The 22,180-nt window shown below is 53.3% G+C and carries 30 protein-coding genes and 1 tRNA gene; 28 read left to right on the forward strand and 3 right to left on the reverse strand.

Annotated features, from left to right (window positions below; translation table 11 throughout):
* The first annotated feature begins 1 nt into the window (after window position 1).
* Together ACO4XG_RS05445 and ACO4XG_RS05450 are read left to right on the forward strand one after the other, a co-directional pair.
* Complete coding sequence (locus tag ACO4XG_RS05445) at window positions 2-931, forward strand: M15 family metallopeptidase (protein ID WP_308509479.1); 930 nt, start codon at window positions 2-4, stop codon at window positions 929-931.
* Window positions 932-953: 22 nt separating this feature from the next.
* On the forward strand, window positions 954-1,547 hold the full coding sequence (locus ACO4XG_RS05450; RefSeq protein ID WP_308509480.1) for a carbonic anhydrase: 594 nt from the start codon (window positions 954-956) through the stop codon (window positions 1,545-1,547).
* A 177-nt stretch (window positions 1,548-1,724) separates the two neighbouring features.
* Here ACO4XG_RS05450 and ACO4XG_RS05455 read toward each other — a convergent pair whose 3' ends face one another.
* The 3 genes from ACO4XG_RS05455 to ACO4XG_RS05465 are packed head-to-tail and all read right to left on the reverse strand — an operon-like array spanning window position 1,725 to window position 3,586.
* Complete coding sequence (locus ACO4XG_RS05455) at window positions 1,725-2,498, reverse strand: hypothetical protein (RefSeq protein WP_308509481.1); 774 nt, start codon at window positions 2,496-2,498, stop codon at window positions 1,725-1,727.
* Between the two features lie 45 nt (window positions 2,499-2,543).
* Window positions 2,544-3,230: an ABC transporter ATP-binding protein gene (locus ACO4XG_RS05460; protein WP_009532292.1), complete on the reverse strand. Its 687-nt coding sequence runs from the start codon at window positions 3,228-3,230 to the stop codon at window positions 2,544-2,546.
* Between the two features lie 17 nt (window positions 3,231-3,247).
* Window positions 3,248-3,586, reverse strand: coding sequence for a GntR family transcriptional regulator (locus tag ACO4XG_RS05465; protein ID WP_308509482.1), 339 nt, complete (start codon window positions 3,584-3,586; stop codon window positions 3,248-3,250).
* 187 nt (window positions 3,587-3,773) lie between these two features.
* Between ACO4XG_RS05465 and ACO4XG_RS05470 the strand changes: the two genes are divergently transcribed.
* The 26 genes from ACO4XG_RS05470 to ACO4XG_RS05595 all read left to right on the forward strand — a co-directional run bounded on the left by ACO4XG_RS05470 (window position 3,774) and on the right by ACO4XG_RS05595 (window position 21,301).
* Window positions 3,774-4,433, forward strand: a complete 660-nt coding sequence (locus tag ACO4XG_RS05470; protein ID WP_308509483.1) for an amino acid ABC transporter permease — start codon at window positions 3,774-3,776, stop codon at window positions 4,431-4,433.
* Window positions 4,414-5,115: an amino acid ABC transporter permease gene (locus ACO4XG_RS05475; RefSeq protein WP_308509484.1), complete on the forward strand. Its 702-nt coding sequence runs from the start codon at window positions 4,414-4,416 to the stop codon at window positions 5,113-5,115. The genes ACO4XG_RS05470 and ACO4XG_RS05475 overlap by 20 nt, the downstream gene beginning before the upstream one ends.
* Before the next feature lie 30 nt (window positions 5,116-5,145).
* Complete coding sequence (locus ACO4XG_RS05480) at window positions 5,146-5,931, forward strand: amino acid ABC transporter ATP-binding protein (protein WP_308509485.1); 786 nt, start codon at window positions 5,146-5,148, stop codon at window positions 5,929-5,931.
* Between the two features lie 156 nt (window positions 5,932-6,087).
* Complete coding sequence (locus ACO4XG_RS05485; RefSeq protein ID WP_308509486.1) at window positions 6,088-6,978, forward strand: transporter substrate-binding domain-containing protein; 891 nt, start codon at window positions 6,088-6,090, stop codon at window positions 6,976-6,978.
* A 114-nt stretch (window positions 6,979-7,092) separates the two neighbouring features.
* Window positions 7,093-7,416, forward strand: a complete 324-nt coding sequence (locus ACO4XG_RS05490) for a GNAT family N-acetyltransferase (RefSeq protein ID WP_330670187.1) — start codon at window positions 7,093-7,095, stop codon at window positions 7,414-7,416.
* A gap of 28 nt (window positions 7,417-7,444) precedes the next feature.
* The gene (locus ACO4XG_RS05495; RefSeq protein ID WP_308509488.1) at window positions 7,445-8,014 is read left to right on the forward strand and encodes a chorismate mutase; all 570 of its coding nucleotides are present in this window, start codon (window positions 7,445-7,447) and stop codon (window positions 8,012-8,014) included.
* Between the two features lie 88 nt (window positions 8,015-8,102).
* Window positions 8,103-8,176 (forward strand) — tRNA-Arg (locus tag ACO4XG_RS05500).
* A 77-nt stretch (window positions 8,177-8,253) separates the two neighbouring features.
* Window positions 8,254-9,024 (forward strand): hypothetical protein, encoded by a 771-nt coding sequence (locus tag ACO4XG_RS05505; RefSeq protein WP_308509489.1) that lies wholly within the window; start codon window positions 8,254-8,256, stop codon window positions 9,022-9,024.
* Window positions 9,011-9,871 carry an energy-coupling factor transporter ATPase gene (locus ACO4XG_RS05510; RefSeq protein WP_308509490.1) on the forward strand — a complete coding sequence of 287 codons (861 nt, stop codon included), beginning with the start codon at window positions 9,011-9,013 and terminating at the stop codon, window positions 9,869-9,871. Before ACO4XG_RS05505 ends, ACO4XG_RS05510 begins: the two co-directional genes overlap by 14 nt.
* Before the next feature lie 3 nt (window positions 9,872-9,874).
* The gene (locus tag ACO4XG_RS05515) at window positions 9,875-10,735 is read left to right on the forward strand and encodes an energy-coupling factor transporter ATPase (protein WP_308509491.1); all 861 of its coding nucleotides are present in this window, start codon (window positions 9,875-9,877) and stop codon (window positions 10,733-10,735) included.
* On the forward strand, window positions 10,729-11,529 hold the full coding sequence (locus tag ACO4XG_RS05520; RefSeq protein ID WP_308509492.1) for an energy-coupling factor transporter transmembrane component T family protein: 801 nt from the start codon (window positions 10,729-10,731) through the stop codon (window positions 11,527-11,529). Before ACO4XG_RS05515 ends, ACO4XG_RS05520 begins: the two co-directional genes overlap by 7 nt.
* A gap of 8 nt (window positions 11,530-11,537) precedes the next feature.
* A complete protein-coding gene (truA, locus tag ACO4XG_RS05525) occupies window positions 11,538-12,611 on the forward strand; it encodes a tRNA pseudouridine(38-40) synthase TruA (RefSeq protein WP_308509493.1) in 1,074 nt (357 codons plus the stop codon).
* A 208-nt stretch (window positions 12,612-12,819) separates the two neighbouring features.
* On the forward strand, window positions 12,820-13,254 hold the full coding sequence (gene rplM, locus ACO4XG_RS05530) for a 50S ribosomal protein L13 (RefSeq protein ID WP_009532279.1): 435 nt from the start codon (window positions 12,820-12,822) through the stop codon (window positions 13,252-13,254).
* Between the two features lie 16 nt (window positions 13,255-13,270).
* Entirely contained in the window at window positions 13,271-13,663 is a 393-nt protein-coding gene (gene rpsI / locus ACO4XG_RS05535) for a 30S ribosomal protein S9 (protein WP_308509494.1), read from the forward strand.
* Between the two features lie 432 nt (window positions 13,664-14,095).
* Window positions 14,096-14,926, forward strand: a complete 831-nt coding sequence (locus tag ACO4XG_RS05540; protein WP_308509495.1) for a BRO family protein — start codon at window positions 14,096-14,098, stop codon at window positions 14,924-14,926.
* Window positions 14,923-15,090, forward strand: a complete 168-nt coding sequence (locus ACO4XG_RS05545; RefSeq protein ID WP_009532276.1) for a hypothetical protein — start codon at window positions 14,923-14,925, stop codon at window positions 15,088-15,090. The genes ACO4XG_RS05540 and ACO4XG_RS05545 overlap by 4 nt, the downstream gene beginning before the upstream one ends.
* A complete protein-coding gene (locus tag ACO4XG_RS05550) occupies window positions 15,071-15,745 on the forward strand; it encodes a helix-turn-helix domain-containing protein (protein ID WP_308509496.1) in 675 nt (224 codons plus the stop codon). The genes ACO4XG_RS05545 and ACO4XG_RS05550 overlap by 20 nt, the downstream gene beginning before the upstream one ends.
* Window positions 15,742-15,996, forward strand: coding sequence for a hypothetical protein (locus tag ACO4XG_RS05555; protein ID WP_330670188.1), 255 nt, complete (start codon window positions 15,742-15,744; stop codon window positions 15,994-15,996). The genes ACO4XG_RS05550 and ACO4XG_RS05555 overlap by 4 nt, the downstream gene beginning before the upstream one ends.
* Window positions 15,997-16,587 (forward strand): ATP-binding protein, encoded by a 591-nt coding sequence (locus ACO4XG_RS05560; protein WP_330670191.1) that lies wholly within the window; start codon window positions 15,997-15,999, stop codon window positions 16,585-16,587.
* Window positions 16,588-16,662: 75 nt separating this feature from the next.
* Window positions 16,663-17,571 (forward strand): ParB/RepB/Spo0J family partition protein, encoded by a 909-nt coding sequence (locus ACO4XG_RS05565; RefSeq protein ID WP_308509497.1) that lies wholly within the window; start codon window positions 16,663-16,665, stop codon window positions 17,569-17,571.
* 13 nt (window positions 17,572-17,584) lie between these two features.
* Window positions 17,585-18,091 (forward strand): hypothetical protein, encoded by a 507-nt coding sequence (locus tag ACO4XG_RS05570; protein WP_005929984.1) that lies wholly within the window; start codon window positions 17,585-17,587, stop codon window positions 18,089-18,091.
* A 97-nt stretch (window positions 18,092-18,188) separates the two neighbouring features.
* Complete coding sequence (locus ACO4XG_RS05575) at window positions 18,189-18,497, forward strand: ArsR/SmtB family transcription factor (protein ID WP_308509498.1); 309 nt, start codon at window positions 18,189-18,191, stop codon at window positions 18,495-18,497.
* The gene (locus ACO4XG_RS05580) at window positions 18,497-19,492 is read left to right on the forward strand and encodes a permease (protein WP_308509499.1); all 996 of its coding nucleotides are present in this window, start codon (window positions 18,497-18,499) and stop codon (window positions 19,490-19,492) included. Before ACO4XG_RS05575 ends, ACO4XG_RS05580 begins: the two co-directional genes overlap by 1 nt.
* 15 nt (window positions 19,493-19,507) lie before the next feature.
* A complete protein-coding gene (locus ACO4XG_RS05585; protein WP_308509500.1) occupies window positions 19,508-19,861 on the forward strand; it encodes a thioredoxin family protein in 354 nt (117 codons plus the stop codon).
* Between the two features lie 49 nt (window positions 19,862-19,910).
* Window positions 19,911-20,903, forward strand: a complete 993-nt coding sequence (gene arsB, locus ACO4XG_RS05590; protein ID WP_330670189.1) for an ACR3 family arsenite efflux transporter — start codon at window positions 19,911-19,913, stop codon at window positions 20,901-20,903.
* Complete coding sequence (locus ACO4XG_RS05595; protein WP_009532266.1) at window positions 20,900-21,301, forward strand: arsenate reductase/protein-tyrosine-phosphatase family protein; 402 nt, start codon at window positions 20,900-20,902, stop codon at window positions 21,299-21,301. Before arsB ends, ACO4XG_RS05595 begins: the two co-directional genes overlap by 4 nt.
* The last annotated feature ends 879 nt before the right edge of the window (window positions 21,302-22,180 follow it).

Genomic DNA, 22,180 nt, shown 5'->3' on the forward strand with positions numbered 1-22,180 from the left:
CATGGGAAGCTGGGAAAGGAAAAATACAATCTGGCAGTATCGCGAGAACGGCGAACTTGTCACGGGCTGGAAAGAGATCGACGGAAAGTGGTACTACTTCGGAAGCAACGGCAGCATGCAGCTCGGCTGGCAAAAAATCAAAGAGCGCTGGTACTATTTGAAGCAGGAGAGCGATCGTAAGGCGGGTGAGGCGAAAAATGCCTACGGCTTCATGCTGACCGGCTGGCAGCAGTTGAAGGGCAAGTGGTACTTTTTCCATGAGGACGGCAGCATGGCGGTCTATGAATGGGTCAAGGACAAGGGCAAGTGGTACTTTCTCCGCAGCAACGGCGAGATGGCGCGAAATCAGATGCGCTCCTACAAGGGGAAGAGCTACTATTTCAAAGCAGACGGCAGTATGGCGATCTCCGAAGCCGTGTCCTGGAACGGCGAGCGCTATCGGGCGGATCAGGACGGCGTGTGTCTCGAGGAGAGACCCGCGCCGGGCGGTCATAATGTGAGCCGCTTGCATCCGCGCTTAAAGCGCCTCCAGAAAAAATTGATCGCGCAGTGTGCGGCGCGCGGCTTGCCGATTCGCGTCACGCAGGAAGTACGCACTGCGGAAGAGCAGGATGCGCTCTACGCGCTCGGAAGGACGGCGGGCGGTAGCATAGTGACGAATGCGCGCGGCTCTTCTTATTCGTCACACCACCAGTGGGGCACGGCCTTTGACTTCTGCCGGGACGACGGCAAGCCGCCCTACGAGGATGGCGACCGCTTTTTTGAAAAGGTCGGTGCCATGGGCAAGGCGCTCGGGCTCGAGTGGGGCGGCGACTGGAAATCGATTGTGGATAAACCGCATTTTCAGTTGCCCGACTGGGGCAGCGGGACGGCAAAGTTAAAAGAGCTCTATGTCTCGCCGGATCGCTTTGAAAAGACTTGGGAAACTTGAATTTTGCTTTGAGGGAACATACATGAATCAGAATTTGACAGAAGCTTTGAAACGTTGCCCGGAGGCTGCCGCGGCACTTGAAAAATTGAAGGCGGGCAATGCGCGTTTTGTGGCGGGAAAAACACAGGAGCTGCCGTGCGACAGCGCGCGCCGGGAGAGCCTTGCGCGCGAGGGACAGTATCCCTACGCGTTTTTGCTGACCTGTTCGGATTCGCGCGTCGTGCCGGAATTTATTTTCTCGGCGGGACTCGGCGAGCTCTTTGTGACGCGCGCGGCGGGCAATGTGCTTGGCACTTCGATACTCGCCTCGGCGCAGTACGCGGCGCAGGATCTCGGCGCGAAGCTCTTTGTGGTGCTCGGGCACAGTCAGTGCGGCGGTGTGAAGGCGACGCTCTCCGGCGAAGAGCTCTCGGGCGCACTCGCGCACATGGGACAGCGGATTCGCGCCGGTATCGGGCGGGAGACCGACTACCTGCGCGCCGTCGAGCTGAATGCGAGAGCCGAGGCGGCCGATCTTGCGGCGCGGCTTCTCGAATACTGTCCCGAGCAGAAGCTCGTTGTAGTTCCGGCAGTCTATGACATCGAGACCGGCAGCGTGCGCTTTCTGGAAGATTGAGCGGTATAGGACAGAAAATAGAAGTTATAAAAAACCCCGCAGCGCGAGTCAGAGCAGGCGCTGCGGGGTTTTTCTGTTTTCTCGTGCCAATGACGCAACAAAAAAGAATCGACGACAAAGGGGGAGGTCGTCGACTCTTTTTTGATGGCGATATACTCGCCATCGTGATGCATTGACTCAGATGTTCCGCTTCTTTTCGAGCAGCAGGGCCGAAATCACAAAGTAAGCGGCGGAGAGCAGAAGGCTCACAAGAACCTGGCCGAGGGCGCGCATGCTGATATAGGAACCCGCAAAGGGGAACAGCATGTAGGAAGAAAACGGCAGGTGCATGAGAATCGTCGTGCTGAGATACATGAGCAGGAGATAGAGAACGAGAATCACAAAGCCCGAGCCGCGCTTCCAGTGGAGGAAGGTGGCCTGCAGCACAATCGCAATCACCGCGATGCTCTCAAACTGCAGGAGACCGGCGAAGAAAAGGAAGCAAATCTGCAGGACGATCTGGAGCGTCTTCGGCGTGAGCGCAACCTGTACGAGTTCGTTGAGTCTGGCCATGACATCGGGAGTGAAACCGAATGTCACATGAATAAGGAGCAGGGTGTCTATCGTTGCGAAAGCAACAGCGAGCGCAGTCCAGATGACGGTCTCCATCAGACTGAGAATCCACTTCGCGCCGAGAATGGTGAAACTGTTGTGCGGCGTCAGGTAGAGCATGTAGGCTTCCTTGCAGTTCAGCTCGCGCTGCAAGAGAGAGAGGTTTTGCAGAATGCTGATAATGGGGGAGAGCATCAGTCCGAGGGACAGAATGAGAATGCTCACGTTCATAGCGAGCGAATCAAAGTCTCTGGTGAAGGCACAGTATAAAAAGATAGCCTCGCCGATCAGCACGACGGCAAGCAGAAACAGTTTCAGAAAGAGTGTTTTTTTCCACTCGTATTTGATGAGATGCATCATAGTAGATCGGTTCCTTTCCTGCCTACAAGGCAAAGCATTACGGGCTCAGGCGAGCAGCTGCCGGTACTTCTCGGCGAGCGAGAGTCCTTCTTTGACGCGGAGCTCTTCGACATCGAGATCCGCAATCATGTTGCCGTCTTTTACGAAAATAGCCTTTGAGATAAAGCGCTCCATCTCTTCGACGAGGTGGCTCGAGAGCAGCAGTGCCGACTCATGTCCCGCGCGGGAGATGATGAGATCCATGACCTGGTCGCGCGCAATCAAGTCAATGCCGTTCAACGGCTCGTCGAGCAGGATGACATCCGCCTTCCGGGACATGGTGACGGCGACCTTCACCTTTGCCATCATGCCCGAGGAGAGACTCTTGGTGCGGAGATTCGGATTCAGCTGAAAGGCGTCCAGAATCTCGCGGTAGGTCTCCTGCGAAAAGTCCGCGAAGAAGTCGCGGTAGTATTCGCCGACATCTTTAATCTTCATATAGGGATAGAAATAGGGCTCGGTCGACATATAGGCGATGTGCGCCCGGCTTGCGGCGGAGACCGGTGTTCCGTTCAGGAGTATCTCGCCGCTGTCCGGCAGAATCAGATTGGCAATCAGTTTCATCAGCGTGGTCTTACCGCTGCCGTTTGCGCCGAGCAAACCGTAAATTTCACCCGGCTCCAGCACACAGCTGAAATCCTGCAGCGCTTTCTTGCCGCCGTAGCTCTTGTTGACATGGTTTACTTCCAGCATGGAATAACCTCCTTGGTTCAAATGAGTGTCCGCATTTCTTCCTCGGTAAAGCCGATTTCGGACATGTCTTTTTTAAAGCGGGCAATGAAGTCCGCCGCGAGTTCCTTCCGCAGGCTCACATTGACCGCGGCATCTTCTGTCACGAAAGTGCCGAGTCCGCGCTTCGTGAACGCGACACCTTCGGCCTCGAGAGTCTGGTAGACGCGCGCCGCCGTGTTGGGGTTGATGTGATACTCGAGCGCGAGTTCCCGTCCCGACTTCAGTTTCTCGCCGTTTTTCTTCCGGCCGGTGACAATCTCTTTTTTGATCTGCAGAACGACCTGCAGATAAATCGGTTGCGATTCGTCGAATTGCATCGAAGCTCCTTTCTGCAAGACTGCACTTGCGAACTACATAGATAGTACACTAGAAATTCCTGAGTGTCAAGAAAATCGGAAAAATATTTGTGTGATACTTGACAGGGTCGGTGGGCAATGCTATCATACGAAAAACCTTCCAAATGAGTAGGAAATAGGGTTTGATAAAAAAGAGAGGAGAGCGCAGATGGATGTTTCGTTTATGGAGCGGTTTTTGCCGATGTATGTGACGGCGGCACAGCTGACCCTCACAATCGCTGTGATCGGCATTGCAATTTCCGTTGTAATCGGTATTGCTGCGAGCCTTGCGCTCTATTACCGGATTCCGGGGCTTAGGCAGCTGGTCGCGGTCTATGTGGAGCTTTCGCGCAACACGCCGCTCCTTGTGCAGTTATTTTTCCTTTACTTCGGACTTCCGAAGATCGGCATACGCCTGAGCCCGGAGATCTGCGGCATCATAGGCTTAAGCTTTCTCGGCGGCGCCTATATGACGGAGACCTTTCGCGCGGGGCTTGAGACGGTCGAGCGGATTCAGTCCGAGTCGGCGCTCTCGCTCGGCATGAGTCAGGCAGCGACCATGCGCTATGTCATCTTGCCGCAGGCAATGGCGGTCTCGGTGCCGTCTCTCGTCGCAAATATGATCTTCTTAATCAAAGAGACCTCGGTTTTCAGCGGCATCGCCCTCGCAGATCTCATGTATGTCACCAAAGACCTGATCGGCATTTACTATCAGACCCCGGAGGCACTTTTCATGCTGGTCATGGCCTACCTCGTGTTACTCTTGCCGATTTCGCTCTTTGGCAGCTGGGTAGAAAGGAGGCTTCGCTATGCAGGCTTTGGCAATTAATACAGCGAGTGCATCGCCGCTCTCCATTTTGCTCGCAGGCAACAATATGCAGCGTCTGCTCGGTGGACTCGGCGTCACCATCAAGATCAGTCTGATTGCCGTGGTACTCTCGATTCCGCTCGGCATTCTCTTCGGACTTTTCATGACAAGAAAAAATCCGGTCACGAAACTCTTAAGCCGCATTTACCTCGACTTTATCCGCATCATGCCGCAGCTCGTGCTGCTCTTTCTCGTCTTTTTCGGAAGTGCGCGCATCTTCGGGCTAAGCTTAAGCGGAGAGTTCAGTTCGATTTTTGTCTTTGTGCTCTGGGGCACGGCGGAGATGGGAGATTTGGTGCGCGGCGCGCTCGAGAGTATCCCGAGACATCAGTACGAGAGCGCTGCGGCACTCGGCTTAACGCCGGGACAGTGCAGCCGCTATGTCATCATTCCGCAGACCTTGCGCTGTCTCTTGCCGCTCGCGATTAATCTTGTGACGCGCATGATTAAGACCACCTCGCTGGTTGTTCTGATCGGCGTCGTAGAAGTCCTGAAAACGGGACAGCAAATTATTGACGCGAACCGCTTTCAGTATCCGACGGCGGCACTGCCGATTTACGGTGTCATATTTCTCCTCTATTTCCTGGTGTGCTGGCCCGTCTCGATGCTGGCGCGCTACCTGGAAAAACGCTGGGCAGTCTGAGTGGTTCGAGTGAGAAGGGAAGGTAGACAAATGAAGGAATTCAAGCAGGACGTACAGCTCAGCATACGCGGGCTGAAGAAAAGTTACGGCGATGCGGAGATCTTGAAAGGCGTGAATCTGGATGTGCGGCAGGGAGAGGTGGTTGTGATTCTCGGGCCGTCCGGCAGCGGCAAATCAACCTTTCTCCGCTGCATCAACGGCCTCGAAGAGATTCAGGGCGGCGAAGTCCGGCTGGACGGCGAAACCATCAGCGGACTCAAAAACAGTGCGCTGCCGGCGGTGCGGCAAAAGCTCGGCATGGTGTTTCAGAGCTATGACCTGTTCCCGCATATGAATATCCTCGATAACATTACGCTCGCGCCCACAAAGGTGCAGAAGAGAAGCCGGAAAGAGGCAGAGGCCGAAGCGAGAGAGCTCCTCTCGCGCGTGAATCTCGCGGACAAGGAAAAAGCCTATCCGCGCATGCTCTCGGGCGGGCAGAAGCAGCGCGTCGCAATCGTGCGCGCCCTCGCGATGCATCCGGAACTCATGCTCTTTGATGAGGTCACGGCAGCGCTCGATCCCGAGATGGTTCGCGAAGTGCTGGATGTCATCATGGAACTCTCGGAGCAGGGGCTCACGATGCTCATTGTGACACACGAGATGAGTTTTGCCCGCGCCGTGGCCGATCGCATTGTCTTCATGGACGGCGGTCACATTGTCGAGACCGGCACGCCGGAGGAGTTCTTCACGGCGCCTAAGACCGAGCGTGCGCGCACCTTCCTCAACAATTTTCAGTTTATCGCAAAGAGTCGGAAGGAAGAGAAGAGCGCATGAGAGCATATACAATGAGAACAGAGCGGCTCGGAAACCGCCTCGGGCGCACGGACCGATGTCACCGCCGGGTGAGACATAAAGCCGAAAGACGGAAGTAGATTAACTTTTTTAAGAAGAGACGAAAAACACAGGCAGGAACAGACGGAGGAAATAAAGATGAAGAAGACTTTGGTATTGGCGGCAGTGACGGCACTTGCACTCGGCGTGCTCGCCGCTTGCGGCGGCAGCAAGAAGGCAGACGGCAGCGCGGCGGAGACAAAGGCCGCGAGCAGCGGAAAGACGACCTTCCGCACCGTGGATGAGATTAAGAAGTCCGGTGTGATTCGCATCGGCGTGTTCACGGACAAGGCGCCGTTCGGCTATGTGGACGCAAACGGCGTGAACCAGGGCTACGATGTGGTCTATGCGCAGCGCATTGCGCAGGATCTCGGCGTCAAGGTGGAGTTCACCTCGCTGGATCCGGCGGCGCGCGCGGAATATGTCAACACCGGCAAGGTGGACATTACCCTCGCAAACTTCACGGTCACGAAGGAGAGAGCGGAGCAGGTCGACTTTGCAAAGCCGTACATGAAGGTCGCGCTCGGCGTCGTTTCGCCGGAGAAGGCGGTCATTCATTCGGTCGATGAGTTAAAGGGCAAGACGCTGATCATTGCGAAGGGCACCACGGCAGAGACCTATTTTGAGAAGAATTACCCGGAGGTGAAGCTCCAGAAGTATGATGCCTATGCGGACGCTTACAATGCGCTGCTTGACGGCAGAGGCGATGCGTTCTCGACCGACAACACCGAGGTCATCGCGTGGGCCAAGGCGAACCCGGGTTTTGAGGTCGGCATTGACAGCCTCGGTGATTACGACACGATTGCGGCGGCGGTTGCCAAGGGCAATGAGACGCTCCTCAACTTCCTGAACGAGGAGATTGTGACGCTCGGCAAGGAGAACTTCTTCCACAAGGACTATGACGAGACGCTGAAGCCGGTCTTCGGTGACGCGGCAAACCCGGATGCGATTGTCGTGGAGGGCGGAGAGCTCGGCGATACCAAGCAGTAAGGCAGTAGAAACAGAAGAGGAAGTGCGGTCGCGACCCTGCGGCTGCGCTTCTTTTTTCTTCGTTTTACGCGTGCGCGCGATTTGAAAACTGCTTGCGGATATGCTATATTTTTTTTGTTACCCGGTAACCTGACACAGCAATCAGAGGAGGCTTTTATGGCATTGCGGTACGAGAATGAGGCGAATGAAATTGTCGGCTATGATGAAAATGGCGTGAAGCTCGCCTGTGTACAATTTCCGGCGGTGAACAGCGACACGGTGGATGTGGAGCACACGGAAGTGGATCCGTCTCTGCAGGGACAGGGCGTGGGAGGTGAGCTCATGGAGCAGCTCGCAAAGCGTCTCCGGGACGAGAAGAAGAAGGCGGTCTTGACCTGCCCCTATGCGCAGCACTGGTTCGACGGTCATCCGGAGAACAAGGATCTGGTCGCAGAGTAAATCAAGAGATAAGGAAATCGAAACAGCAATGGAGTTGACAGAGATTCGAAACAAAATTGATGCACTCGATGAGGAGATCAAGGCGCTCTTATTGCAGCGCCTTGCCTGCTCCAAAGAGGTCGCGGAGGCAAAGGCTTCCGAGGGAGAGACGAAGATCTACCGCGCCGACCGGGAGGAAGCCATTTTGGAGCGCCTCGGAAACGATGTGCCCGAGGTAGTGCGCCGCGAGTATCTCGCGATTGTGCGGAAAATCATGGAGACCAGCCGCATGTATCAGTACGGCCTGCTCTATGACTGGAATCCCGCGCAGTACGAGGGGCTTTTTGCGAATGTCCCCTACGAGTTCCCGAGCCGCAAGGTCAAAATCCTGCTGACGCGCCCGAACCGCCCGAATGCAATGTCTTCGATTCTCAGCATGGTCGGCGATTACGGCTACAATATGGAAAAGATGGAGCTCCTGTCCTATACGGAGGACAGGCAGGCAGTGCGCTTTTTGCTGACTGTGCGCGGGGATTTGTCTGAGCGCCACATGCAAAAACTCATGGTGCAGCTTGCCGGCGAGAGTCGGGATTTCTGTATCATGGAAGTGCTGCGCTGAGCGGTGCAAAGACGAAAATAAAAAACAAAAAAAGTTGTTGACAAAGCACGAGGATAGCTTTATACTCTGTACTTGCAATAAGCAATGAGTGTGTGTAGCTCAGCTGGATAGAGCACTTGGCTACGGACCAAGGTGTCGGGGGTTCGAATCCTCTCACGCACGTATAACCCTCAAGCCCGTGTGGACTTGAGGGTTTTTGTGTTGTAAGACAGAATGTTCAAAGGCAAAGGCGGAAAACCATGAAAAAGCTTTTTTGGGGGGCAATGTATGTCCTGGCGGCCGTGATGGTTGCCCTGACGATTTATCTCTATGTGGTACCGGAGGGCGAGATTATTCTCGGGGATGACAAGCTTGAGCAGAGCACCGAGCAGCGTCCGGTGCCGGTGGTCAAAGTGGGCGGTGTCGAAGTGGAAGTCGGTGAGACCAAGCTATCCGCGCTCCTTGACGCAGGCTTTCGGTTAATGTATGAGGACAGCGACGGCAACTTTGTGCCGCTTCAGTCGGATGTGACGGCGGATGCGGCCATGCAGTACAGTCTGGTGTTGGTCAAGGACAACAGCTATGTCGCGAGCATCAAGTACAGCAATGCAAATGCCTACAGCATTCCCCTCCCGTCCTGCACCGTTGACGCGCTGACCTTTAACACCGAGGCTGAGGGATACGGCAAGACCGCAGTGGAGCTCTCGGGTGTCGATATGACCAACGGTCTCGAGATGGGCGAAGTGCCGGACAAGTTTAAGGACTACACGAAGGCGAGCGGCGACACGGAGGAGTACAGCAAGACCGTGCTGACCGATCAGCAGTTTGTGGTCGCCTATGTCCGCGCTTCCGACTTGCAGAGCGGCAAGGTCGGTGAATTTGGCGTTGTGAATTATCAGCCGGGCGATGAGGGCACAGGCGGCGGCAAGAGCGCAGATGCCGCAACGGAAAAGACAGCCGAGAGCACGGATGCGGCTGCGGAGACGACAGGCAGTGAGACCGCGGCGGAGGAGAGCAATGGCAATCATTGAGACGAAAGAGCTCGAGTTTGACTATGTCACCCGCGATGAGGAGGCAAAGGTCACGGAAGTGAACCGCGCAATCGACGGCGTGAGCCTTCAAATCGAGGCGGGGAGTTTCGTTGCGATTCTCGGACACAACGGCTCCGGCAAATCCACCCTGGCGAAGACGCTGAACGGCATCCTCCTGCCGAGCGGCGGCACGGTGCTGATTTCCGGCATGAATACCGCGGACGATGCAAAACTTCTCGACATTCGCCGCGAAGTCGGCATGGTCTTCCAGAATCCGGACAACCAGATTATCGCGAATCTCGTCGAGGACGATGTGGGCTTCGGCCCCGAGAATCTCGGCGTGCCGACCGAGGAAATCTGGAAAAGGGTCGATGAGGCGCTCGCGGCTGTCGGTATGACGGCCTTCCGGCTGAAGTCGCCGAATCACCTCTCGGGCGGACAGAAGCAGCGCGTCGCGATTGCAGGTGTCATGGCGATGCACCCGAAGTGCATCGTCCTCGATGAGCCGACTGCGATGCTGGATCCGAACGGCAGAAAAGAAGTGATACGGACAGTCACGGAGCTGAACCGCAGCGAGGGCGTCACGGTCGTGCTGATTACCCACTACATGGAAGAGGTAATCGGGGCGGATCGCCTGATTGTGATGGACGACGGAAAAGTCATCATGGACGGAACACCGCGGGAAGTCTTTGCCCGGGTGGAAGAATTGAAGCGCCTGCGCCTCGATGTGCCGCAGGCAACCGAACTCGCATACGAGTTGAAGCAGCGCGGCGTAAGTTTACCGGACAGTGTCCTCACGATGGAGGAACTTGCGGAAGCTATACTGCCGCTTCGGAAGGAGAACTAAGTTTTGGGAATCCGCGCAGAACACCTGAGCTATACCTACGGAGGAGGGACTGCCTTTGCGCAGCCGGCACTCCGCGATGTGAGCTTTGATATTCCGGACGGTCAGTTTGTGGGGCTCATCGGGCACACCGGCTCCGGAAAATCCACACTGATCCAGCATCTGAACGGTCTGATTCGCGCGACGGCGGGCAAGCTCTTTGTCGACGGCGAGAATATTTACGAGAAGGGGTACAACATGCGCGCGCTCCGCACCAAGGTGGGGCTCGTGTTTCAGTACCCGGAGCATCAGCTCTTTGAGATCGATGTGTTTCAGGATGTGTGTTTCGGTCCGAAGAACATGGGACTCTCGAAGGACGAAATCGAGCAGCGCGCAAGAGAGGCGCTCGGGATGGTCGGGCTTCCGGAGAGCTTTTACAAGAAGTCTCCGTTTGAACTCTCGGGCGGCCAGAAGCGCCGCGTCGCGATTGCAGGCGTACTCGCGATGAGACCGAAGGTGCTTGTGCTGGATGAGCCGACCGCGGGCCTCGATCCGCGCGGCCGCGATGAGATTCTGGACCGCGTGAAGGAACTGAATCACAGCTGGGGTCTCACGGTCATTCTCGTGTCCCACAGCATGGAGGATGTCGCCAAGTATGCGGACCGCCTGCTCGTGATGAGCGACGGGGAAAAGCGCTTTGACGGGACACCGAAGGAAGTCTTTAAGCACTACGCGGAGCTGGAGGCACTCGGCCTCTCGGCGCCGCAGGTCACCTATCTTGTGCAAAAACTCCGCAAGGCGGGTATGCCGCTCAGCGATGAGATTACGACAGTCGCCGAAGCACGGGATGCGCTCCTTCCGCTTCTGAAAGGAGGTGCACCGTGCTGAAAGATGTGACGCTCGGCCAGTACTATCCGGTCGATTCCGTGCTGCACCGCCTGGATCCGAGAACCAAACTCGCGGGAACCCTGATTTACATTGTGGCTCTGTTCTGCTGCGACAACTGGCAGGGTTACGCGCTCGCAACGCTCTTTCTCGCGGTCAGCATAGGCCTGTCCCGCGTGCCGCTCTCCTATATGTTGCGGGGCTTAAAGGGCATTCTCTTTATTCTGCTGATCAGTGTCAGCTTTAACCTGTTTCTAACGGACGGCAAAGTGCTCTGGCAGTGGAAGTTCATTAAAATCACGGAAGAGGGGCTGGTGCTCGCCGGGTTTATGGCACTCCGGCTTATCTACCTCGTCGTCGGCTCCACGATTATGACGCTGACCACGACGCCGAATGCGCTGACCCAGGGCATGGAAAAGGGACTCGGCTTTCTGAAAGTGTTCCGCGTCCCGGTGCATGAGATCGCAATGATGATGAGCATAGCGCTCCGCTTCATTCCGATTCTCATGGAAGAGACCGATAAAATCATGAAAGCGCAGATGGCGCGGGGCGCGGACTTTGAGAGCGGCAACATCATTCAGAAGGCGCGCGCCATGGTGCCGCTCCTCGTGCCGCTCTTTGTCTCGGCCTTTCGTCGCGCGACCGATCTTGCAATGGCCATGGAGGCGCGCTGCTACCACGGCGGCGAGGGCAGAACCCAGATGAAGCCGTTGCACTATCGCCGCGCGGACCGGATTGCCTATGCGATTCAGTTTCTCTTTCTGGCCGCGGTGATTGCCTGCCGCCTTCTGTTCTGAGGAGCTCCATGAGAAGAATTCGTTTGATCGTGAGTTACGACGGAACAGCCTACTTCGGCTCCCAGATGCAGCCGAAGGCTGTCACCGTAGAACAAAAACTCACCGAAGCCGTGCAGGGACTCACAAGAGCCCCTGCACAACTTATATTGGCGAGTCGCACGGATACGGGTGTCCACGCGCTCGGCAATGTCGCTGTGTTCGACACCGACTTCCCGATGCAGGCCGAGCGCTTTGCAACCGCGCTGAATGCCTACCTGCCGCCGGACATCCGGATTCAGGCGGCCGATGAAGTTGCGTTAAACTGGCATCCGAGGAAACAGCACTGCGAAAAGACCTATGAGTATCGCATCTGGAACGGCCGTATTATGAACCCGCTGCTTCGAAACAGCGCGGCTCACTGCTATGTGCCGCTGAACCTGGCGGCCATGCGTGCGGCGCTGCCCGCTCTCATCGGCGAGCACGACTTTGCGGCTTTCTGCGCGAGCGGCTCGGCGGCGGCGCACACCGTGCGGCGCATATACCGGGCGGAACTCACGGCAGAGTGTGAGACTGCGGGTGCGTATGCGGGACTCATCACATTTCGCATCACGGGAAGCGGTTTCCTCTATCACATGGTGCGCATTCTGGCCGGGACACTCCTCGAAATCGGGAACGGCAAAAAGGATGCGGCGGCATTTCGAAAAGCGCTGCGAAGCCGCGCGCGCTGCGATACCGGCCCCGTGGCTCCGGCGGCGGGGCTCATCCTGCGGGAAATCCGCTATCTGCCTGTTCCGGATCGCTATGTCGCGGACAATGAAGACTGGCGCTACGAACTCGCGCAGGAAGATCTCGCTTCGACCGGGGTGAGCCGCCTCACGGTGGAACACTGTCGTCCGGACGACTATGCGGGACTCATGACCCGGCTGCTTCACGAGAGTCACCGGGACGGGGCGCGCTGTATTCTGCTCCGTGACCGGGAGGACAGCGCCCGCCTTGCTGTAGGGCAGCGCTACGGCTTTTATGAGATACGGGAAAATACGAACCCGGAGAGTCGGAACGACTTTCCCTATCTTGCGGCGGAAGCGGAGAGCGGTGCGACATAAGTGCAAAGAGAGCCGAATTGCACCCGCAACGGAACAATAAAAAGTGCCTCGCAGCGTTGACAAAATAAGGGCAAGTACCTATAATATAAAGCTGTGACGCCTAGGCTAAGCTTTTACCAAGCCCCGGAGAAGTAGGCTGTGGCACTTCACGTATAATCAGGTCAGGAGACACGGATCTTTGCTCCCGTGTCCTACTAGGAGGATAATCATGAAGAGTTTTATGGCGAATCCGGATACCGTTGAGAGAAAATGGTATGTGGTCGATGCGGATGGAGCCACCCTCGGACGTCTTGCTTCGGAGGTTGCTGCTGTGCTGAGAGGCAAGAACAAGCCGATTTTCACCCCGCATGTTGACTGCGGCGACTATGTCATTGTCATTAACGCAGATAAGATTGCGGTCACTGGCAAGAAGCTGGATCAGAAGGTTTACTATTCCCACTCCCTCTATGTCGGTGGCATGAAGGAGACCACGCTTCGCGAGCTCAAGGCGAAGAAGCCGGAGAAGGTGATTGAGAACGCAGTGAAGGGCATGCTCCCGAAGGGACCGCTCGGCGCGCAGATGTACAAGAAGCTGCATGTCTATGCAGGAGAGAATCACAACCACCAGGCACAGAAGCCGGAAGTTCTGACCATCAAAGGCTGAGAGGAGCGTGTAGAAAATGGCAAGTGAGAGATATTACGGAACCGGAAGAAGAAAAACTTCTGTTGCCAGAGTCTATCTGGTGCCGGGAACTGGTAAGATTACGATCAACAAGAGAGACATCGAGGACTATCTTGGCCTTGAGGTTTTGAGAATGACGGTTCGTCAGCCGCTTGTTGCGACTGAGACCAGCGAGAAGTTTGACGTTTGTGTCAACGTTCTCGGCGGCGGTATGGCAGGCCAGGCAGGCGCTATCCGTCACGGCATCTCGAGAGCACTGCTTGAGGCGGATCAGGACTATCGTCCGGTTCTGAAGAAGGCGGGCTTCCTCACGAGAGACCCGAGAATGAAGGAGAGAAAGAAGTACGGCTTGAAGGCAGCTCGCCGTGCGCCGCAGTTCAGCAAGCGATAATCTACAGCTTAATAATGCTAAAAAAGCCCGGAAATACGCCATTTTCCGGGCTTTTTCTATGTCTAAAATCACCTGATTCCGATGGTAAAATTTGAGGAAATTTGACTTCAAATTAGCCCATTTTGATGGGTTTACCATGGGTTTACGGCCTATTTTTGAGCCTAATGGGTGGGAAAATGGGTTTACAGAAGGCCATTTTGGAGGGGAAATTAGCCCCATATCCTTGACAGATTTTTGGTAAAAATCTGGCTGAAATGAAATGAAAAACAGAGTCAGGATCGTTTGGCGAGTTCTGACGAATTCTGCAAAAAAATAATATCAGGTATCCTGTTACATAGAGCCTTGGCTCATTCTTTGAAAACGAGAATGGGTCGAGGCTCTATTTTTTCGCCCGAAATCCGGCGAGACAAATTTGAGTAGGAGGTAACAGGTATGACGGATTTCAATCAGATGACCCATGACACCGATGTGGGCAGTCATGGCGGACAGTCGAGGCAGATGACGGAGGTGTTCGAGAACCAGGAGTTTGGTTCGATCCGCGTGTTGCAGGAGGCGGGCAAGACATTCTTCTGTGCAAGTGACGTGGCGAAAGCGTTGGGGTATGTAAATCCCTACGCCGCAGTGAAACGCCATTGCAGAGGCCCCCTAACGAAACGCGAGGGGGTCGTTCAGAAGGTGAATCAGTATGGGGATGCTGGAGAGCAGGTCGTTGAAATCGCCTTTATCACAGAAGGCGATGTTTACCGGCTGATCGTTCACAGCAAGCTGCCATCGGCAGAACGATTTGAACACTGGGTGTTTGATGAAGTTCTCCCGTCCATCCGAAAGCATGGTGTGTATATGAGCGATTCCATTTTGGATCAGGTGATTCAGCATCCGGAGGTCATCTACACCCTGGCACAGGAGCTTGTAGCCGAGAGGGAGCAGCTTGAGGGTATCCGCAAACAGCTGGATGCGGCACAGCTCAAGGCAGACTACTTCGATACCTTTGTGAACTCGGAGGATTGTACCTGCATCCGGAATTTCTGTAAGGAAATCGGAATCCCGGAGAAGACGGTAGTAGCTCTCTTACTGGATCATCGCTATCTGTACCGCAGTCCGAGTGGCTGGCTGATGCCTTTTGCAGACAAATCTGCAAGGGGCTATTTTATTGTCCGGGATTGCTATGGCAGAAGCGGAAAACTGGTGCAGCAGACGAGAGTGACCTGCAAGGGAAAGAATCATCTCTTCAAGTTGTTTAAGAAATGGGGTGTGATCGAATGACGCTTTTTACAGAGGGACGCCTTCAGGCGTTTGAACGCATGATGCAGGATACCGGCAAATACCATCGCCGGGAGGACAGCGAAGATCGTCCGCGCAAATGTCCGAAGAAAAAAGCGGAGCCTGCGAAAAAGGATGGTGAGCACCATGCCGGTATTCAGGGTTGAGAAGAACAGCAATTACACAACGATGTGCAATTACCACCTGCGGGATCATGGTCTCAGCCTGAAAGGGAAAGGACTTCTCTCCATGCTGCTCAGTTTGCCTGACACATGGAACTATTCGGTACGGGGACTATCTTCGATTACGCCGGACGGCGTAGATGGAGTGCTTACGGCTTTGAAGGAGCTGGAGCGTCTTGGGTATCTGGAAAGGAACCAGCAGCGTGAGAGTAACGGTCGGATGGGCAGAGCGGAGTATGTGATTTATGAGATGCCAAGGAAAAAGCCGTGTTTGGAATCACCGTGTACGGAAAAGCCGTATACGGTAAATCCGGATACGGACACACCGGTTACGGAAAATCCCGCGCAATTAAGTATTAATAGAACAAGTACTGAAACAATCAATAAAAGAGAGAAGAAGGAAATCCAGCACCGGTATGGCTCATACGAAAATGTCCTTCTCTCTGACACGGAATACGGCAAGCTCCGGCAGGAGTTCCCAAGAGATTATCAGATGCGGGTGGAACGGCTCTCTGAGTATATGGCTTCCACCGGCAGGAGCTACAAAAATCACCTTGCCACAATCCGGAGCTGGGCAAAGAGAGAAAAGCCGAAGTATAACCCGGCAGGCTACACATTTGAGGAAGGAGACAGCCTATGAGCGACATGGTGCCTGAAGTATTGAATGCGGCGTTGGATTCGCTCTTTACGCCGAAAGAACCCGGAGAGCAGGAATACCAGGGCGTGGACGGACTGCTGTATTGCTGGAACTGTCATACTCCGGTGCAGTGCAGGGTAAAGCTCTGGGGCAGAGACAAGATTGTTCCCTGCCTTTGCAGATGCCAGCAGGAAGCGATGGCGGAAAAGAAACGCCAGGATGAACTGGTGGAGCGGCAGCGTAAAATCAGGTAGCTGAAAGCAACTGGGATTCAGGAAAAGCATCTTCTGGAATGGAATTTTGGCGTTGCAGAAGACAACAAGGACATCCAGATGGCAAAATGTTATGTGGAGCAGTGGAAAAAGGTCAAGGCTGAAAACCTTGGCCTTTTGTTATGGGGAGATGTCGGAACCGGAAAGTCCTTTGTGGCGGCATGTATAGCAAATGCGCTGCTGGATCAGGGCATTCCGGTTTTGATGACGAACTTCTCCAAAATCCTGAACCAGATGGGTGCCATGTATTCGGAAGAACGATACCGGTATATCGCTGCGTTTTCCAACTATTCTTTGCTGATTCTGGATGATCTGGGAATTGAGCGCAGCACCGAATATGCGCTGGAGCAGGTTTACGCTGTCATTGATGAGCGGTATAAGTCCGGGCTTCCGGTCATTATCACAACCAATCTGAAAATTGCAGAAATCCGCAATCCGCAGGATGTGGCATACGCCCGGATTTACAGCAGGATTCTGGAAATGTGTACGCCGGTGCGAATCAGCGGAGAGGACCGCAGAAAGAGCATTGGAAAAGAAAAACAGCAGGTCGTTAAGGAGGTACTTGATCTATGAAGTGCAAGGCAAAAAAGGCGTTTTTCGCAGGTAAGAATGACATCTATCACCGCTGGAAGGAGGTTAAGAATCTGAATGGCAAAAGCAAAAACCAGTATTACAACAGAAAACCGCAGTGGCTCAGCTGCCGACGCTGCGGCTAAGGAGCAGCGGACGGAGATGCCGCTTTCTGACCTGCATCCCTTTGAAGGACATCCCTTTAAGGTGCTGGACGATGAGCTGATGGAACAGACTGTGGAGAGCATCAAGCAGATCGGTGTGGTATCACCACTGATTGTCCGACCTGACCCGGAAGGCGGATTTGAAATTCTTTCAGGACACCGCAGACTTCATGCGGCGCAGCTGGCAGGTTTGGAGACTGTGCCGGTCATCGTCAAGGAAATGGACGATGATGCAGCAATCATCTTTATGTTGGACAGCAACTTGCAGCGGGAGAATATTCCTCCCAGCGAGAGAGCGTTTTCCTACAAGATGAAGTTGGAGGCGATGAAACATCAGGGTCAGAGAAAAGATTTGACTTCGGAGCAATTTGCACCGAAGTTGTCTACGGAGATTATTGGTGAAGCTGTTGGAATGAGTAAGGATACGGTTAAACGCTATATCCACCTTACCAACCTGATTCCTGAAATTTTGGATATGGTGGATGAGAAGAAAATCGCCTTTAATCCGGCGGTGGAGTTGTCTTACCTGAAACCGTTTGAACAGAAGAAATTTCTGGAGGCAATGGACTATGCACAGGCATCTCCATCCCTGTCGCAGGCACAGCGGCTGAAGAAGCTCTCACAGGAGGGTGGCTGCACGTTGGATGCCATGTGTGAAGTGATGAATGAAATCAAAAAGGATGAGCTTGACCATGTGACGATTAAAAACGAGGTTCTTCGGAAGTATTTCCCGAAATCCTATACGCCGAAGCAGATGCAGGACACGATTATCCGGCTGCTGGAAAAATGGCAGCGAAGTAAACAACGAGATATGGAACGATGAGAAGGAGATTTTTATGATGATGAACTTTAAGAAGAATCAGAACAACGCAGTGTGCAGCATGGATTGCAAGAACTGCCCGCACGGTGCATCGCAGCCCAATCCGATGGATGATCCCATGTTTGAGAAGTCCATTGCGATGCTTCATAACTGGCTGATGCTGGAGGCAATCCGTGAAGATCACCCGAAGGAGCGCATTGTGATGGTGATCCTGCCGGGGGCTGGCGGTGAACTCCTGACCGAGGATGGCAGTCGAGACATCTTTGAGGATGTTTACGATGAGATGGAGGCTGATCTGGTGGCAGATGGGGAGCTGCTTCTCCATTATGATAAGAGCGATGTGATCGAGACAGACAGAACCCGCTATCTGCTGGGAGCTGCGGAAGTTTCGGAAATCGACCAGAACGGCAACGAATGCAGCATCAATCTGTTTACGCTGGAACGCACCATCGACTATGTGAACGAAAACCTGACGGTGGTTTCCATTGGCGGCGAGTTGGTTCCGGCACTGCGCCTGATCTAAGGAGGAGCCTATGAAGAAATTTGCGCAAATGCATTGACGCTTATCGATGTATTTGCTATACTACTCACATAGACAAATATCAATGCGAGGTGTTTTCATGAACGCTATAGATGTGGCTTTGATCTGCAAGGCTTTGGGAGATGCGAACCGGCTGGAAATTGTGAAGATGCTGTCGGATGGAGAAAAGTGCGGCTGCAAGCTGTTGGAACGGTTTGAAATTACGCAGCCGACGCTTTCGCACCACATGAAGATTTTGGTGGAATGTGGACTGGTGAACGCCCGCAAGGAAGGAAAGTGGCAGCACTACTCTCTGAACTGCGAAACCCTGACCCAGTTCAAAGAATTTATCGAAGGACTGACCTGCTATGGCTACGGCTCTAATAAGGAAGGTGGGTGCTGCTCCTGATGAGCAAGTTTATCACCAATCAGATCCTCGGCATGAAGTGGCTGAATACGCTGATTGGAAATCTACTCGGCACATTGGGACTGGACGCGACAAGCCGAATCGGTGGGAGCATCCAGTTCTTCCTCTATGATGTGATTAAGATCACCGTGCTGCTCTGTGTGCTGATTTATCTGATCTCCTACATTCAGAGTTATTTTCCGCCGGAACGCAGTAAGAAAATTATGGGGCGGTTTCACGGTATATGGGCAAACTGCATCGCAGCTCTGCTCGGCACGGTAACACCGTTCTGCTCCTGCTCGTCCATTCCACTGTTTATCGGATTTACCAGTGCCGGACTGCCGCTGGGTGTGACCTTCTCGTTCCTGATTTCATCGCCTATGGTGGACTTGGGGAGTCTTGTTCTTCTGATGAGTATTTTCGGGGCAAAGGTTGCGATTCTCTATGTGGTGCTGGGGCTTGTGATTGCTGTGGCTGGCGGTACGTTGATTGAAAAGCTGCACATGGAAAATCAGGTGGAGGAATTTATCCGCAGGGCATCTGCCGTGGACATTGCCTCCCCAACACTGACGCAGAAGGAACGGCTGGTTTATGCCAAGGATCAGGTGGCGGAAACCTTCAAGAAGGTCTTTCCGTATATTCTCATCGGCGTAGGCATCGGGGCTGTCATTCACAACTGGATTCCCGAAAGCTGGGTTGTGGCGGTTCTCGGCAGCCATAACCCCTTCGGCGTAATATTAGCAACCATCATCGGCATTCCCATGTATGCCGATATTTTCGGCACGATTCCCATTGCTGAGGCTTTGCTTGGAAAAGGCGCACAGCTTGGTACGGTGCTTGCCTTTATGATGGGGGTTACCACGCTGTCTTTGCCGTCAATGATTATGTTGCGCAAGGCAGTCAAGCCAAAGCTGCTGGGTGTTTTTATCGCCATCTGCGCTGCGGGCATTATCGTTGTAGGCTATTTATTCAACCTGTTTCAGGGCATTATCTTATGATTTGGAGGGACTATCATGTCAATTTTCGGATTTGGAAAGAAAAAAGAAGAGCAAAAGCAGTCTTACTGCTGCGGAGGCAACTGTACGTCGGAAACCATCCAGGCGGCAGAAGCTGAAAAGAAGGAATCCGGCATTAAAATTCTCGGTGGAGGTTGTGCCAAGTGCAACGCACTGGAAGTGGAAACCGAAGAAGCACTGCGGGAACTCGGCATGGATGCTACCATCGACCATGTGCGGGACTTTGAAAAAGTCGCCGCCTATGGAGTGATGACAACACCTGCGCTGGTGGTAGATGGTCAGGTGGTGTCCTATGGCAAGGTGCTGAAAAAGGATGAAGTCATTTCTATTTTGAAGAAGGTAAGAGCATGAACGAACATAACACATCTCCCATTGGATTTTTTCAGAAATATCTGACTGTATGGGTCATTCTCTGTATGGCGGTTGGAATCTGCATCGGCAAGTTCCTGCCGCAGATTCCGGAGTTTCTGAATCGGTTCGAGTATGCACGGGTGTTGATTCCCATGGCGATCCTCATCTGGGTGATGATCTATCCCATGATGATGAAGGTAGACTTCCGCAGCATCAAAAATGTGGGCAAGAACCCCAAGGGCTGTTCGTCACTTGGATCGTCAACTGGCTCATCAAGCCTTTTACCATGTACGGCATGGCAAGTCTGTTTTTCTTCGTGGTGTTCAAGGCGTTCATCACACCGGAGCTTGCTACCGAATATCTTGCCGGTGCAGTACTGTTGGGTGCTGTGCCCTGCACGGCAATGGTCTTTGTGTGGAGCGCACTGACCAAGGGAGATCCGGCATACACGGTGGTGCAGGTGGCGACCAATGACCTCATTATCCTTGTGGCATTCGTCCCCATTGTGAAGTTCCTACTGGGCGTTTCGAATGTGTTTGTGCCGTGGGATACACTGATATTGTCCGTGGTGCTGTTCGTCGTTATTCCCCTTGCGGGTGGTATGCTGACGCGATATTTTGTGACCCAGAAAAAGGGCGCAGAGTATTTCGAAAACGCCTTTGTCAAAAAGTTTGACGGCATTACAACCATTGGACTTCTGCTGACGCTTGTACTGATTTTCGCTTTCCAAGGGCAGGTTATTTTGGAAAATCCCCTACACATCGCGTTGATTGCCATACCGTTGGTTTTGCAGACTTTTTTGATTTTCAGCATTGCCTATGGTGTCTGCTGGCTGCTTAAGCTGCCACACCGCATTGCCGCACCTGCCGGAATGATTGGTGCATCCAACTTCTTTGAATTGGCGGTTGCGGTATCTGTCGCTCTATTCGGAACGACTTCTCCTGCCGCACTTGCCACAACGGTTGGTGTATTGACCGAAGTGCCTGTGATGCTTTTCCTCGTAAAAATCGCAAACAAAACGAAAGGCAGGTTTCCCGCATGACCAAACCAAAAGTTGCATTTATCTGTGTCCATAACTCCTGCCGCAGCCAGATTGCGGAGGCATTGGGCAAAGCGCTGGCGTCCGACGTGTTTGAAAGCTATTCTGCCGGAACGGAAACCAAGCCGCAAATCAATCAGGATGCCGTGCGGTTGATGAAGAAGCTTTATGGCATCGACATGGAGCAGACGCAGTATTCTAAGATGATTTCTGCGATTCCTGAACCGGATTTTGCAATCTCGATGGGATGCAATGTAGAATGCCCTTTTATTGGTAGACCATTTGATGATAACTGGGGATTGGAAGACCCGACTGGAAAAGATGATGCTGCGTTTAAGGATGTGATTATGCAGATCCATCAAAATATCATAGCATTGAAAAATCGCCTTCAAACTATATAAATTTGCTTGTCAAGAGGGCTGGCACCGTCCAGCCCTCTCTCTTTTTGCAAAAGTTTCCCTCAATTTTTCTTGCAAGCTGCCGAAAATGACACGCTTTCAAAACTTTTTGCTGACACAGCTCGATTTTTGTGGTAATCTATCCCAACAATTGAATATAACATATTTTTACATATTTGTTCCGGCCCTGCGGGGCTGAACATCTTGGCTTTCAGCCGTTACATAACCGACTAGCATGACCTTCCAGAAAAAGCGAAGGCAGGGGTGGTCTGTTTTGTGACGGCTTTTTTGTTGCCGTTTTGCCCGTTGCACCTTGAAAACCGCATGACCGTCTGCATGGGATACCAGGCGATGACCCTGAGAAGGAGAGCCGGAAAACGCCGCCGGAAGGGGGCAGGAAAGCCATGCAGGGAGAATGGCAGGACGTTGATTTCCCAGTTGCGGAGAAAAACGATGTGCTCAAAATGAGCACATCGTTTTCCGTAACGCCGATGAAAGAATGGAATGCCTAACTGCTGACGGCGTAGAATCTTGGTGGCTAACTTGGTGGATATCTTGATGGGTGTCATCCTCTAAGTTATCATGGGTTGCATCATAGGACTTATCATTGGCTGTGCCTGTCTTATGTTGCTGATGGAACATCCGCGTCGGTTATCCACAGATATTGATATTATTGCCGAGTCAGGGACAGATTTGGATAAGTATTTAGATCGTGCATCGGAGATTTTTCCTTTTAAGGATGTTGAGGAACAGAAGCGGATTGGAAAGAACAATATCGAAAAAAGCATTTTAAGTTCACCTATGATTCACCGATCAATAACAGGCCATTCTACATTCTTTTGGATGTTTTGTTTGAACACAATCATTATTCGGAGTTGGTTC

Source organism: Stomatobaculum sp., from assembly GCF_057248925.1.

Bases quoted from the DNA above. Each gene is read 5' to 3' on its own strand.
- ACO4XG_RS05575 (WP_308509498.1), top strand. From the start codon at position 18,189: ATGAACGCTATAGATGTGGCTTTGATCTGCAAGGCTTTGGGAGATGCG.
- ACO4XG_RS05480 (WP_308509485.1), top strand. From the start codon at position 5,146: ATGAAGGAATTCAAGCAGGACGTACAGCTCAGCATACGCGGGCTGAAG.
- ACO4XG_RS05470 (WP_308509483.1), top strand. From the start codon at position 3,774: ATGGATGTTTCGTTTATGGAGCGGTTTTTGCCGATGTATGTGACGGCG.
- ACO4XG_RS05455 (WP_308509481.1), bottom strand. From the start codon at position 2,498: ATGATGCATCTCATCAAATACGAGTGGAAAAAAACACTCTTTCTGAAA.
- ACO4XG_RS05445 (WP_308509479.1), top strand. From the start codon at position 2: ATGGGAAGCTGGGAAAGGAAAAATACAATCTGGCAGTATCGCGAGAAC.
- truA (WP_308509493.1), top strand. From the start codon at position 11,538: ATGAGAAGAATTCGTTTGATCGTGAGTTACGACGGAACAGCCTACTTC.
- rpsI (WP_308509494.1), top strand. From the start codon at position 13,271: ATGGCAAGTGAGAGATATTACGGAACCGGAAGAAGAAAAACTTCTGTT.
- ACO4XG_RS05450 (WP_308509480.1), top strand. From the start codon at position 954: ATGAATCAGAATTTGACAGAAGCTTTGAAACGTTGCCCGGAGGCTGCC.
- ACO4XG_RS05505 (WP_308509489.1), top strand. From the start codon at position 8,254: ATGAAAAAGCTTTTTTGGGGGGCAATGTATGTCCTGGCGGCCGTGATG.
- ACO4XG_RS05475 (WP_308509484.1), top strand. From the start codon at position 4,414: ATGCAGGCTTTGGCAATTAATACAGCGAGTGCATCGCCGCTCTCCATT.
- ACO4XG_RS05570 (WP_005929984.1), top strand. From the start codon at position 17,585: ATGATGATGAACTTTAAGAAGAATCAGAACAACGCAGTGTGCAGCATG.
- ACO4XG_RS05580 (WP_308509499.1), top strand. From the start codon at position 18,497: ATGAGCAAGTTTATCACCAATCAGATCCTCGGCATGAAGTGGCTGAAT.
- ACO4XG_RS05555 (WP_330670188.1), top strand. From the start codon at position 15,742: ATGAGCGACATGGTGCCTGAAGTATTGAATGCGGCGTTGGATTCGCTC.
- ACO4XG_RS05585 (WP_308509500.1), top strand. From the start codon at position 19,508: ATGTCAATTTTCGGATTTGGAAAGAAAAAAGAAGAGCAAAAGCAGTCT.
- ACO4XG_RS05545 (WP_009532276.1), top strand. From the start codon at position 14,923: ATGACGCTTTTTACAGAGGGACGCCTTCAGGCGTTTGAACGCATGATG.
- rplM (WP_009532279.1), top strand. From the start codon at position 12,820: ATGAAGAGTTTTATGGCGAATCCGGATACCGTTGAGAGAAAATGGTAT.
- arsB (WP_330670189.1), top strand. From the start codon at position 19,911: ATGGGTCATTCTCTGTATGGCGGTTGGAATCTGCATCGGCAAGTTCCT.
- ACO4XG_RS05595 (WP_009532266.1), top strand. From the start codon at position 20,900: ATGACCAAACCAAAAGTTGCATTTATCTGTGTCCATAACTCCTGCCGC.
- ACO4XG_RS05540 (WP_308509495.1), top strand. From the start codon at position 14,096: ATGACGGATTTCAATCAGATGACCCATGACACCGATGTGGGCAGTCAT.
- ACO4XG_RS05465 (WP_308509482.1), bottom strand. From the start codon at position 3,586: ATGCAATTCGACGAATCGCAACCGATTTATCTGCAGGTCGTTCTGCAG.
- ACO4XG_RS05495 (WP_308509488.1), top strand. From the start codon at position 7,445: ATGGAGTTGACAGAGATTCGAAACAAAATTGATGCACTCGATGAGGAG.
- ACO4XG_RS05460 (WP_009532292.1), bottom strand. From the start codon at position 3,230: ATGCTGGAAGTAAACCATGTCAACAAGAGCTACGGCGGCAAGAAAGCG.
- ACO4XG_RS05550 (WP_308509496.1), top strand. From the start codon at position 15,071: ATGCCGGTATTCAGGGTTGAGAAGAACAGCAATTACACAACGATGTGC.
- ACO4XG_RS05565 (WP_308509497.1), top strand. From the start codon at position 16,663: ATGGCAAAAGCAAAAACCAGTATTACAACAGAAAACCGCAGTGGCTCA.
- ACO4XG_RS05510 (WP_308509490.1), top strand. From the start codon at position 9,011: ATGGCAATCATTGAGACGAAAGAGCTCGAGTTTGACTATGTCACCCGC.
- ACO4XG_RS05485 (WP_308509486.1), top strand. From the start codon at position 6,088: ATGAAGAAGACTTTGGTATTGGCGGCAGTGACGGCACTTGCACTCGGC.